A 12,245-nucleotide genomic window follows, 5' to 3' on the forward strand; every position below is an offset into this window, starting at 1 on the left:
TATTATTGGCTGCTGTAGCGAAGATTACGGTGGTATTGCTCTGTGTGAGGAGAATCTGAATGAGCCAAGTGTTGGATGATCTGGTCAACCTGCTGACCCTGGAACCGATCGAGGAGAACCTCTTTCGTGGCAGCAGTCAGGATCTGGGCTTTCGCCAGTTGTTTGGTGGCCAGGTGCTTGGACAATCGTTGTCGGCCATGAGCCAGACCGTTGAAGACGCCCGCCACGTGCACTCGATGCATGGCTATTTCCTGCGTCCTGGCGATGCCAGTCTGCCCGTGGTTTATCAGGTCGACCGCGTGCGTGATGGCGGCAGTTTCAGCACGCGTCGGGTGACGGCGATCCAGAAGGGCAAGCCGATTTTCACCAGCAGCGCCTCGTTTCAATACGACGAGGGCGGGTTCGAGCATCAAACCGCGATGCCTGATGTCGTGGGTCCGGAAAATCTGCCTTCCGAGCTGGAGATGATTCGGCAGCGTGCGCACCTGATTCCTGAGTCGATGCGTGAAAAGTTACTGTGCGCCAAGCCCATCGAGTTTCGTCCGGTGATCGGGGAAGATCCGTTCAACCCTCAAGTCAGTGACCCGATCAAGTACGTGTGGTTTCGTGCAGACGGTGCGCTGCCCGATACGCCAGCGCTGCACAAATACCTGCTGGCCTATGCATCGGACTTCGGATTGCTGACCACCTCCTTGCTGCCTCACGGCAAAGGCGTATGGCAAAAGGATATGCAAGTGGCCAGCCTGGATCATGCGCTGTGGTTTCACGCAGACCTGCGGGCCGATGACTGGCTGCTGTACGCCATGGACAGTCCTTGGGCCGGCAATTCTCGCGGGTTCTCCCGTGGCAGTGTGTTCAACCGCGCCGGAAAACTGGTGGCCTCGGTGACCCAGGAAGGCCTGATTCGCCACCGCAAGGATTGGGCATGAGCCTCAAAGACATCAAGCACTGGGTGTTTGACATGGACGGCACCCTGACCGTTGCGGTGCATGACTTCCCCTTTATTCGGCAGTACCTGGAGATACCGGGTGCAGAAGACATCCTGACCCACCTTGCGGCCTTGCCGCCCGAGGTCTCGGCGGCCAAGCACGCGTGGTTGCTGGAGCACGAGCGTGAGCTGGCCCTGGCTTCTGTCCCGGCCCCGGGTGCCGTTGAACTGGTTCATGAACTGGCTGAGCGGGGTGTTCGTCTGGGTGTACTGACCCGTAATGCTCAAGAGCTGGCGCAGATCACGCTCAAGGCCATTGGCCTGGACACCTGCTTTGCGCCCGGGGATGTGCTGGGGCGAGACAATGCGGCGCACAAGCCGGATCCGGATGGCCTGCTGCAATTGGCTCGCGCCTGGGACGTAGAGCCATCGAAGCTGGTCATGGTGGGGGATTATCAGTTTGACCTGGCCTGCGGGCGTGCGGCAGGCAGCCGAACCGTGCTGGTCAACGTGCCGGACAATCCCTGGCCGGAACTGACCGACTGGCACGCCCGGGACTGCTTCGAGCTGCGCAGGCTGCTGGCTTAACTGCGAGCGACGGCTAACTGCCGGTTTTGTAGCCGCTGCCGCAGGCTGCGAAAAGGGCCGCAGGACCTTCAACAACAGGGTCGCCGGGTAACCCGTCGCAGCCTTCGGCAGCGGCTACAGCCTGGCTTTTGCCAGTCCGGCCGCTGCGACGTCCAGTTCTTTGCTCAGAGTCGCGCGGCAGCAAAGGTGTCGCATTGATTGATATCACCCTGGGCAAAGCCGGTCTTGAACCACTTCACTCGCTGTGCCGAGGTGCCGTGGGTGAAGGAGTCCGGGACTACCCGACCCTGGCCTTGCTGCTGCAAACGGTCATCACCAATGGCGTTGGCCGCTGTCAGGGCCTCCTCGATGTCCCCAGGCTCCAGCCAGTCCAGGCGTTTTTGCGCATGGTTGGCCCATACCCCGGCCAGGCAGTCAGCCTGCAATTCCTGGCGTACCAACAGCCCGCCATCACCCTCCATGCGTTGGCCTTGCTGGCGCGCCTGCTGCATTTTCGAGGACACACCCAGCAGCGTCTGGACGTGGTGACCCACTTCGTGGGCGATCACATAGGCTTGTGCGAAATCACCGGCAGCCTGGAAGCGCTGGGCCATTTCCTGGAAGAAGCTCATGTCCAGATAAACCTTTTGGTCGGCCGGGCAATAGAACGGCCCACTGGCCGCCGAGGCGAAACCGCAAGCGGAATTGACCTGGCCACGGAACAGCACCAGGGTTGGGTCCTTATAGTTGCGCCCTGCTTGCTGGAAAACCTGGCGCCACGTGTCTTCGGTGTCGCCCAGTACCGCGCGTACGAACTCGGCCTGCTCATCGTTGGCCGGTGGTGCGTGCCCGGGTTGCTGGGTGACCTGCGGCGAGGACTGCTCGGTCAGTTGACCGCTCAACTGCCCCAAAATCTGCATCGGGTCCTGGCCGGTCAGCAAACCAAAGCCGACAATCACTACCACGGCCATCAGGCTCAGGCCTTTGCCGCCCCCGATTCGCATCCCGCCGCCGCCCCCGGTGCTTTGATCGCGCACGTCTTCCACATTGTCGCTACGTCGACCTTTTTTCCAAAGCATGAAGGAATCCTCAGATAAATCTTGTTTGTGAGTGTTGTTGCTGAGTAGGGACTGCGCCAGCCCGGTCGTCAGACGCTTTTTAATAGTGCTCAAGTATGACATCTCGCGAAGCGTATCCGATGTTCAGCAGACCGCCTTTGGGCGGCAGCGCCCGCCAACCGTGGCCGGCACTGTTTTAGAGTACACGCCGCCAAATCGAAATGGTTGAATACACCACGGGTCGCCTGCGGCTATCCACCCATTCCCGTCTTCGGAGTCGCTAACCCTGTGAACATAGATACCCGCATCAAGTACCGACACCTCGTGTGTTTTTTGGAGATGGCACGCCAGGGCAGCCTGGCACGGGCCGCGGATGTGCTGGCGGTGAGTCAGCCGGCCATGTCCAAAACCTTGAAGGAACTGGAGGCGTTGCTGACCGTCAGTCTGTTTGTGCGGCGTAAAAGCGGGATCAGTCTGACCGAGGCCGGCGTCGCATTTCTGCGTTACGCGACGCCTTCTGTGCAGGCATTGCGTGAAGGCGTAAATGCCTTGCGCGGAGGGGAGTTCTCAGGGGGCACAGTACGGCTCGGTGTGTTGTCGACGGTCGAAAGCCTGTTGATCCCCGAGCTGGTGCAGCGTCTGCATGCGCGGCATTCAGCGCTGGTGGTGAGCGTAGTGACGGGGCCCAGTGCGTATCTTTTATCGCAATTGCGGGTCGGCGATGTCGACCTGGTGGTGGGACGGATGACCGACAGCCCGGACATCCAGGGCATGAATTTTGAGCACCTTTACAGCGAGTCCATGACCTTGGTGGTGCGCCCCGGTCATCCGCTGACGCAAGCCCCTCTGGATCGCCGTTTACTCGAGCGCTACCCGCTGGTCTTGCCGCTGGCTAACACCACGATCCGGACCTTTGCCGACAGCCTGTTTGTGCAGTGTGGTCTGACTCAATCCCGGCAACGCCTGGAAACCCTCTCCATCACCGTCAGCCGGCGCTATGTCTTGCGTAATGATGCGGTCTGGATTGCGCCGCTGGATGCCGTACGACTCGATCTGGCAAGCGGTGAACTGCAGGAACTCGATCTGGGGCAGCGAGAACCGGGGGGCTCGATCGGTATTTGCAGCAACGCCCACGCACCGATGTCTGTGGCTACCCAGGGCTGTGTCGAGGTTTTGCGGGAGTTGGGTCAAGCCTATTGCGCGAGCACCTATCCATAACCATTCGGTTATTCTTTGGTGGCGCTTTTTCAATAGTCCGTGCTGACCTGTTGATTGAAACTGGCCTCTGGCCTTTATTCAAACAATAGGAAATCGACATGTCTGATGCAGACAGCCGGCGCTTTATCATCCGCGACCGCAACTGGCACCCCAAAGCCCTGACTCCCGACTACAAAACCTCGATTGCCCGCTCCCCGCGCCAGGCGCTGGTGAGCATTCCACAGTCGGTGAGTGAGACCAGTGGCCCTGATTTTTCACACCTGAAATTTGGCCAGTTCGACAACGACCTCCTGTTGAACTTTAACAGTGGCGGCTTGCCTGTAGGCGAGCGGATTCTGCTGGCCGGTCGCGTGTGCGACCAGTACGGCAAGCCGATTCCCCACACCTTGGTCGAGATCTGGCAAGCCAACGCCGGCGGCCGCTATCGGCACAAGAACGACCGCTATCTCGCGCCGCTGGACCCCAATTTTGGCGGTGTGGGTCGCACGCTGACCGACAGTCAGGGCTATTACAGCTTCCGCACCGTCAAGCCGGGTCCTTACCCGTGGCGCAACGGCCCCAATGATTGGCGTCCGGCGCATATTCACGTCTCCATCAGTGGCCCTTCGATCGCCACGCGCCTGATTACCCAGCTGTACTTTGAAGGCGATCCGTTGATTGCGATGTGTCCGATCGTCAAATCGATCGCCGACCCCGAGGCTGTACAAAGCCTGATAGCGCGGTTGGACATGGCAGCCGGCAATCCGATGGATTGTCTGGCCTATCGTTTTGACATCGTGCTGCGCGGCCAGCGCAAGACGCACTTCGAAAACTGCTGAGGAGCCCCGTCATGCCTATTCAATTGCTACCGGAAACACCGTCGCAAACGGCGGGTCCTTATGTCCATATCGGCCTGGCACTGGCTGCGGCGGGTAATCCGCCACGGCCCGAAGAAATCTGGAGTGAGATGGCCCGACCCGATGCCTCGGGCGAGCACATCATGCTGCTGGGCAATGTGTACGACGGCAACGGCCATCTGGTGCGCGATGCCTTCCTTGAGGTGTGGCAAGCCGATCATCGGGGCGCCTATGACGAAGCCTTCGATTCGGAAAAAGCGTTCAATAGCTTCGGCCGTACGGCCACCACCTTCGATGCCGGGGAGTGGGTGCTCAACACCGTCAAGCCGGGGGTGGTGAAGAATGCGGCGGGTGTGCCCATGGCTCCGCACATCAACGTGACGCTGTTTGCCCGCGGCATCAACATTCATTTACAAACCCGCCTGTACTTCAGCGATGAGTCTGAAGCCAATGCCGTTTGCCCGGTGCTCAATCTGATCGAGCAACCCCAGCGCCGTGAAACCCTCATCGCCCAGCGCTGCGAAGTCCAAGGTAAAACGGCCTACCGTTTTGATATCTACCTTCAGGGAACTGGCGAAACAGTGTTCTTTGATTTTTAACGCGGCTTCCCGGCCGGCGAGAGCCTTCTCGCCGGCAGGATGAGCGCGGGCACACAGGTGTAGGCACCTCGGTTTTAATGCGGTTTGAACCAAGCAGTTAATATAGCTTGCAAGAATATGGAGCCACGCTCTAAATTATTTGAGCGCTGAGCAGTCATCAGCCTTGCCGGCGTATCGCCTGTGTCGTGGGCATCTGAGATGCGTTCAGTCCATTGCCCCACAATGAGGTGTTCAATGACATTGCCTACGCCGCTCTCGGGCGTTAACCAGCCACTCAAGGGCATTCTGCTGATTGTGACGGCCACTGCGCTGTTCTCCAGTCACGATGCCCTGTCCAAATACCTGAGTGGCTTGTACCCCGTGGTGATGGTGGTGTGGGCGCGCTATCTGGTGCACACCCTGCTCATGGCCGGGATTTTTCTCCCTCAGTCCGGGCTACGGGTCTTACGTAGCAAACGCCCATTGCTCCAAGTCTTGCGAGCAATATGCCTGCTGGGCTCCGGGTTGTTTTTCACCTACGGATTACTGTTCATTCCCCTGGCCGAAAACACGGCGGTGAACTTCCTGGCACCGCTGTTGGTGGCGGCCTTGTCCGGGCCGTTGCTGGGCGAGAAGGTCACCCGCGGGCAATGGGTCGCCGTGATTTGCGGATTCATCGGGGTGGTGGTGATCATCCATCCCGGCGGAGAGTTATTCACACCGGCGGTGTTGCTACCGATGGCGGCGGCGTTGTGCTTCAGTTGCTATCAGATCCTTACCCGAAAACTCAGCCTGTACGACAGCCCGACGACCAGTAATTTTTTCGCCGGGCTGTTCAATGCCTTGGTGATGAGTGCCCTGGTGCCGTTTTTCTGGCAAACGCCGACGCTGATTCATGGCCTGGAAATGCTTGCGCTCGGCAGCCTGGGCATGACAGCCCATTTGCTGCTGACCCAATCCTTCCGCCTGGCGGCCCCGGCCTTGCTGGCTCCTTTCAGTTACTGCCAGATCGTCTTTTCCGGGATCCTCGGCTGGTTGTTGTTTAACCACACGCCAGATTTCACCACCCGTATCGGTATTGCCATTATCTGCGTCAGCGGCCTGGCAGCCGCCTTGCAGCAGCGACGCAAAGCTACGGCCTGAGGGCCAATCAGCTAAGGGCAATACAGATCAGAACCTGCAGGCGCGAGCATGCTCGCGCCTGCAGAGACTTTTTTTTGTGCAATCCCGGTTTACGTCTGCGGGATTTTTCGCGGTGCCATGAAGTACATCCACACCAGAGCAATGAAGTACATCGCCGGAATCATGGTGAACAACAGGGTGTAATTGTTGTTGGAGACCGTCAGCACATAGCCCACGAACTGGGTCATGAACATCCCGCCGATGGCCGCGCACATGCCGCCAAAGCCGAACACAGTGCCCATCATGTGCTTGGGCGTGTAGTCCATCACCATGCTCCAGACGTTCGCGGTCCAGGCCTGATGCGCACCGAGGGCCAGGGCAATAGCCGCGACCGCCACCCACAGTTGGCTGGAGCCAGCGGCAAACACCACGCCGATAATACTGATGGCGCACAGCAGCATCGACACCAGGCGCGCCTTGACGGCAGCCATGCCGCGACTGATCAGGACCGAAGAAAGAATCCCGCCGCCGACACTGCCGAAATCGGCGGTGACATAGATGATGATCAGCGGGATACCCATCTGCGTCACGTTGATGCCCAGGTTGTACTGCTGGTTCAGAAACGGCGGTAACCAGTACAGGTAGAACCAGAACACCGGTGCCGTCATCGCATAGGACAGGGCGAAGGCCCAGGTTCCGCGCATCTTGAGGATGGTGGAAAACGAAACGGATTTTTGCTCGGGTTCCTGCTCTTGCTGGATATACGCCAGTTCTGCCTGGCTGACCGTCGGATGCTGCTCGGGGTTGTAGTATTTCAGCCCCCAGAAAATCAACCAGATACCGCCCAATGCCGCCATGCACAAAAAGGCGGCTTGCCAACCCCAGACATGCAGCACCAATGGCAACAGCATCGGGGTGAACATGGCGCCGACGTTGGTCCCGGCGTTGAAGATCCCGCTGGCCACGGCACGCTCGCTGGCCGGGAACCACAGGCGCGTGGTCTTCACGCAGGCCGGGTAGTTGGCCGCTTCGGTCAGGCCAAGGATAAAGCGGCAGATCATAAAGCCAACCGCCGAGGTGGCGAGGCCGTGCGCCCCTGTGGCCAGGCTCCACAGCAATACCGCGCAGAAGAACACACGCTTGACGCCGACTCGGTCGATCAGGCGGCCTTGCAGGACAAAGCCGATGGCGTAGCCCACCTGGAACCAAAAGTTGATGTTGGCGTAATCCATCGCCGTCCAGCTCATCTCTTTGGCCAGAATCGGTTGCATTACACCCAGGGCGGCGCGGTCGATGTAGTTCAGCGTGGTGGCGAAAAAGACCAGCGCGAGCATGCCCCAGCGGGTTTTACCGATTGCCATGGCGCCACGAATCCGGTCGCCGATGCCGCCATGCGGTGTGCTCTGGGCCGGGGTGCTACGTACAGTTTGAGAAGGGACCATGATTATTTACCCGTCCATGACAAGGCCGGGCTCCACGCAAGCGGCGTAGGCAAGCAGAGCGTCAGATCAATAAATGCGAGCATGAGCGGTTACCCGTTTTTGGAATTGTTATGTGGTGTGCTGGAGCGTTTAAGCCCAGTAGTACGGGGTCGATGGTGGCGAGTGAGCAAAAAGTCGTCAATTCGTGACAGGCCATAGTGTTCGATAATCGCACGCAAAACTAACTGTTTGGTACATCTCGATTGCTCAATAATAGGGCGCCCTTAATAATCAGGCCATTAGAAATGCTGTCGTCTGCAGGCCGTTCCAATTCTGGGAGTTAAACATGAAGCGTTCGATCGCCACTGTATCGTTGAGCGGCACCTTGCCCGAGAAGCTGGATGCCATTGCGGCGGCGGGCTTTGACGGGGTCGAGATCTTTGAAAACGACCTGCTTTATTACGACGGCAGCCCGCGTGAAGTACGCCAGATGTGCGCTGACCTGGGGCTGGCGATCAGTCTGTTTCAACCGTTTCGCGACTTTGAAGGCTGCCGCCGCGACCGCTTGGCGCGCAACCTGGATCGCGCCGAACGCAAATTCGACCTGATGCAGGAACTGGGTACTGACCTGGTGCTGGTGTGCAGCAACGCAGCGTCCGATTCCGTGGGTGACCGGCAAGTTTTACTCGATGACCTGAGCCTGCTCGCCGAGCGTGCCGGGGCGCGAGATCTGCGCATTGGTTACGAGGCGTTGGCATGGGGGCGTCATGTCAATACGTGGCAGCAGGTCTGGGACCTGGTGCGCCAGATCGATCATCCGAACCTCGGGGTGTTGCTCGACAGCTTCCATACGTTGTCGCTCAAGGGTGATCCCGGCGCGATTGCGCAGATTCCGGGTGACAAGATCTTCTTTGTGCAAATGGCCGACGCGCCACTGCTGGCGATGGACGTGCTGGAGTGGAGCCGCCACTTTCGCTGCTTCCCCGGCCAGGGCGAGTTCGACTTGCCCGGCTTTTTGGCGCCGATCATTCAGAGCGGCTACACCGGCCCGTTGTCACTGGAAGTCTTCAATGACGGTTTCCGTGCGGCGCCGACCCGCGCCAATGCCGCGGACGGCTTTCGCTCATTGCTCTATCTCGAAGAGAAGACCCGCGAGCGTCTGGCCCGGCAAGCGGAGCCTGAGGTCAGCCTGGAACCCTTGTTCGCGCCAGCGGCCGCCAGTGCTTACGATGGCATCGAGTTTCTTGAGTTTGCCGTGGATGAAAGCCGCGGTGCGCAGCTCGGCCATTGGCTGGAGCGCCTGGGCTTTCGCAAGGCCGGGCAGCATCGCTCAAAAAATGTGAGCCTGCTGCGTCAGGGCGATATCAACCTGATTCTCAATGCCGAACCGTATTCGTTTGCCCACAACTTTTTTGAGGCGCACGGCCCATCGTTGTGCGCCACGGCGATTCGCGTGGAGGACAGTGCCCGCGCGCTGGCCCGTGCCGTGGCCTATAAGGGCCAGCCCTATCGTGGTCTGGTCGGGCCCAATGAGCTGGAGCTGGCAGCCGTACGGGCCCCCGATGGCAGCCTGATTTATCTGGTGGACACCGATGATGCCGGTAAGCCGCTGTACGAGTCGGACTTCAACCTTGCGCCCGTGGACGCGAGCCCCGGCGGACTCAAGCGCATTGACCACATGGCCATGGCGCTGCCGGCCGAAAGCCTCGACAGCTGGGTGCTGTTCTACAAAAGCCTGCTGGATTTCGAGGCCGATGACGAAGTGGTACTGCCGGATCCTTACGGGCTGGTGAAAAGTCGCGCGCTGCGTAGCCGCTGCAGTTCGATCCGCTTGCCACTGAATTTTTCAGAAAACAGGAACACCGCCATCTCTCACGCGCTGTCGAGTTATCGCGGTTCAGGTGTGCACCACATCGCGTTTGAATGCGATGACCTGTTCGCCGAAGTCAGTCGTGCCAAAGAAGCGGGCGTGCCGCTGCTGGACATCCCGCTCAACTACTACGATGACCTGGCGGCACGCTTTGATTTTGACGATGAGTTTTTGAGCGAGCTGGCCTACTTCAACGTGTTGTATGACCGCGACGCCCAAGGCGGCGAGTTGTTCCATGTGTACACCGAGCCCTTTGAAGGCCGCTTCTTCTTTGAACTCCTGCAGCGCAAAAACGGCTATGCCGGTTATGGTGCTGCCAACGTCGCCGTGCGTCTGGCGGCCATGGCCAAGTCGCGCAGCGGCGCGGTTCGACAGGCGAAGCTGTAAGGTCTTGGGCCAATACGTTTGGCGACTTCCTTCGCCGGGCCGGGCAGCCCATAATCGCGATCATCTTCATATGGCCGTGAGTCTTTAATGACCAAGACCCCAGACATCGACACCGCCGCTCCGGCTGCGGTGAGCGAGCCGCGTAAAAGCCGTAAGAACAACCCTGAAAAGACGCGCGAGAATATCCTCAAGGAAGCGATTGTCGAGTTTGTCGAGCAAGGGCTGTCGGGCGCGCGCGTGGATGCAATCGCTGAGCGCACCCACACCTCCAAGCGCATGATCTATTACTACTTCACCAGCAAAGAGCAGCTTTACGTCGAGGTGCTGGAGAAGCTTTACAGCGAGATCCGCACCACCGAAAGCCAGCTGCATCTCAACGAGCTGGAGCCGGTGCAGGCGATCCGCAGGCTGGTGGAGTTCACCTTCGATCACCATGACCGGAATGCGGATTTCGTGCGCATTGTCAGCATCGAAAATATCCACAAGGGCGAATACATCAAGCATTCGGAATGCATCAAGGCGATGAACGACAACATCGTGCATGTGCTGGAAGACATCCTGCAGCGCGGTGTTGAGCAGAAAGTGTTTCGCCCGGGTCTGAACCCGCTGGACGTGCACCTGCTGGTCAGTTCGTTCTGTTATTACCGCGTCTCCAACCGCTACACGGTGGGGGAGAGCTTTCAGGTCGACCTGTCAGACCCACAGGTCAAACAGCGCCAGCGCGAGATGATTTGCGATTCGGTCCTGCGCTATTTGCAGGCCTGATCCCGGGGGCTGGGCTGACCGCTGCCAATGGGCGTCGCAGCGGTCAGCCAGAACGAGGTTGTTGCCTCAGCCCTGCACTGCGTTGTTCATCTCTTCAAAGTGAGCCAGCATGCGCGACGCGTCAGCCGTGGCGCCGCTGATCAGCCCGAACGCGCTTACGGCCTGAAACACCGCCATCTGCCTGCCATCCAGCGTGCGGCAGCCCAAGGCCCGGGCGGTGCGCAGCAATTCGGTCTGCAATGGAAAATAGATAATTTCAGCCACCCACAGGGCCTTGTGCAGCAGCGTGGCAGGCACCGGCATGCCGGGCAGTTTGGCCATGCCGACCGGGGTGGTGTTGACCAGTCCGTTGGCCTGGGCCATTGAGGTTGTCAGGTCGGTTCCCACTGTAGCCCGCTGACCCGGGAAATGCTGGTTCAGGTTATCGACCAGGTTGTGCGCACGGCTGTGGTCCACATCAAAAATCTGCAGATGTTGTACACCCTCGTCGAGCAAGGCGTGGGCAACGGCCGCCCCGGCACCTCCCGCCCCCATTTGCACCACATGCTCCACGGCCACATCGCTCAGGCTGCGCCGAAACCCTTCGGCAAAGCCCAGGCAGTCAGTGTTGTGGCCGATACGTTTGCCGTTGGTGAACACCACGGTGTTCACCGCGCCGATGCAGCGCGCTTGGGGTGAGAGTTCATCCAGTAGCGGCAAGACCAGTTGCTTGCACGGGTAGGTGATGTTCAGGCCGTTGAAGCCCTGGCGTTCGGCGCTCAGCAGCAGGTCGGGCAGCGCGTGGGTGTCCAGCTGCAGCGCATCCAGGTCAAGTAACTGGTAGGTATAGCGCAGGCCATGTGCCAGGCCTTCGCGCTCATGCAGCGCGGGCGTGCGTGAGGCCTGAATGCCGGCGCCGATCAATCCGGCCAGTACGGTAGAAGAGGCAGTCGTCGACATGGCGTTACCTTTTCAGTTGCTGGCTGAGGTGTTCCAGCGCCAGCCGATAGCCGTTGCTGCCGAACCCGCACAGTACCGCTTGGGCAATCCCGGAAACAAAGGAGTGATGACGGAAAGGTTCGCGGGTATGCACGTTGGAAAGGTGCACTTCAATGACCGGCAACTCGCTGGCGACCAGGGCATCACGAATGGCCACCGAGGTATGGGTCCAGGCGGCGGGGTTAATCACAATGGCGGCGCAGCGCTGGCGGGCACCGTGAATCCAGTCGAGCAGTTCACCTTCATGATTGGTTTGCCGAAACTCAACCGCAAGGCCCAGTTCCGTGGCCGTACGGCCACATAAGTCGGCGATGTCAGCCAGGGTTTCATGGCCATAAATACCGGGCTCGCGGCTGCCGAGCAGGTTCAGGTTGGGGCCGTTGAGCACCAGAACGATAGGGGTCATAAAGGGCAACTCTGGATTGTTATTGTGAGGTCGCCAGAGCATGGTCCGGCTAACCGGAATAAAATGTACCAACCGGTTAACAAGATCAATCGGAGGGGGCAATCCAGCGGA

At 59.4% G+C, this 12,245-nt stretch carries 12 protein-coding genes; 8 read left to right on the plus strand and 4 right to left on the minus strand.

Features of this window, described 5'->3' with window-relative positions; translation table 11 throughout:
- Positions 1-59: 59 nt before the first annotated feature.
- Together tesB and AWM69_RS22200 are read left to right on the plus strand one after the other, a co-directional pair.
- On the plus strand, positions 60-929 hold the full coding sequence (gene tesB / locus AWM69_RS22195) for an acyl-CoA thioesterase II (RefSeq protein WP_131652116.1): 870 nt from the start codon (positions 60-62) through the stop codon (positions 927-929).
- Entirely contained in the window at positions 926-1,516 is a 591-nt protein-coding gene (locus AWM69_RS22200; protein ID WP_218728502.1) for an HAD family hydrolase, read from the plus strand. The genes tesB and AWM69_RS22200 overlap by 4 nt, the downstream gene beginning before the upstream one ends.
- Before the next feature lie 164 nt (positions 1,517-1,680).
- On the opposite strand, the gene AWM69_RS22205 is transcribed toward AWM69_RS22200, so the two are convergent.
- Positions 1,681-2,574: a neutral zinc metallopeptidase gene (locus tag AWM69_RS22205; RefSeq protein WP_131652118.1), complete on the minus strand. Its 894-nt coding sequence runs from the start codon at positions 2,572-2,574 to the stop codon at positions 1,681-1,683.
- A gap of 267 nt (positions 2,575-2,841) precedes the next feature.
- On the opposite strand from AWM69_RS22205, the gene pcaQ reads away from it, so the two are divergent.
- The 4 genes from pcaQ (at position 2,842) to AWM69_RS22225 (ending at position 6,328) form a co-directional block, all read left to right on the plus strand.
- Positions 2,842-3,771 (plus strand): pca operon transcription factor PcaQ, encoded by a 930-nt coding sequence (gene pcaQ / locus AWM69_RS22210; protein WP_131652119.1) that lies wholly within the window; start codon positions 2,842-2,844, stop codon positions 3,769-3,771.
- 98 nt (positions 3,772-3,869) lie between these two features.
- Entirely contained in the window at positions 3,870-4,589 is a 720-nt protein-coding gene (gene pcaH / locus AWM69_RS22215; RefSeq protein WP_218728504.1) for a protocatechuate 3,4-dioxygenase subunit beta, read from the plus strand.
- Between the two features lie 11 nt (positions 4,590-4,600).
- Positions 4,601-5,206, plus strand: a complete 606-nt coding sequence (gene pcaG / locus AWM69_RS22220; RefSeq protein ID WP_131652121.1) for a protocatechuate 3,4-dioxygenase subunit alpha — start codon at positions 4,601-4,603, stop codon at positions 5,204-5,206.
- Positions 5,207-5,440: 234 nt separating this feature from the next.
- Entirely contained in the window at positions 5,441-6,328 is an 888-nt protein-coding gene (locus AWM69_RS22225) for a DMT family transporter (RefSeq protein WP_131652122.1), read from the plus strand.
- Positions 6,329-6,417: 89 nt separating this feature from the next.
- Here the strand turns inward: AWM69_RS22225 and AWM69_RS22230 are convergent, their stop codons facing one another.
- Positions 6,418-7,749, minus strand: coding sequence for an MFS transporter (locus tag AWM69_RS22230; RefSeq protein ID WP_218728506.1), 1,332 nt, complete (start codon positions 7,747-7,749; stop codon positions 6,418-6,420).
- A 325-nt stretch (positions 7,750-8,074) separates the two neighbouring features.
- Here AWM69_RS22230 and quiC point away from each other — a divergent pair, with 325 nt between their 5' ends.
- Both quiC and AWM69_RS22240 read left to right on the plus strand, forming a co-directional pair.
- A complete protein-coding gene (gene quiC / locus AWM69_RS22235) occupies positions 8,075-9,985 on the plus strand; it encodes a 3-dehydroshikimate dehydratase QuiC (protein ID WP_218728508.1) in 1,911 nt (636 codons plus the stop codon).
- Positions 9,986-10,072: 87 nt separating this feature from the next.
- Complete coding sequence (locus AWM69_RS22240) at positions 10,073-10,750, plus strand: TetR/AcrR family transcriptional regulator (RefSeq protein WP_131652125.1); 678 nt, start codon at positions 10,073-10,075, stop codon at positions 10,748-10,750.
- A 66-nt stretch (positions 10,751-10,816) separates the two neighbouring features.
- Here AWM69_RS22240 and AWM69_RS22245 read toward each other — a convergent pair whose 3' ends face one another.
- Positions 10,817-11,689, minus strand: coding sequence for a shikimate dehydrogenase (locus AWM69_RS22245; RefSeq protein WP_218728510.1), 873 nt, complete (start codon positions 11,687-11,689; stop codon positions 10,817-10,819).
- Between the two features lie 4 nt (positions 11,690-11,693).
- Positions 11,694-12,134: a type II 3-dehydroquinate dehydratase gene (gene aroQ / locus AWM69_RS22250; RefSeq protein ID WP_218728512.1), complete on the minus strand. Its 441-nt coding sequence runs from the start codon at positions 12,132-12,134 to the stop codon at positions 11,694-11,696.
- Positions 12,135-12,245: the final 111 nt, after the last annotated feature.

Source organism: Pseudomonas sp. D1HM (assembly GCF_019266105.1).
GTDB lineage: Bacteria > Pseudomonadota > Gammaproteobacteria > Pseudomonadales > Pseudomonadaceae > Aquipseudomonas > Aquipseudomonas taetrolens.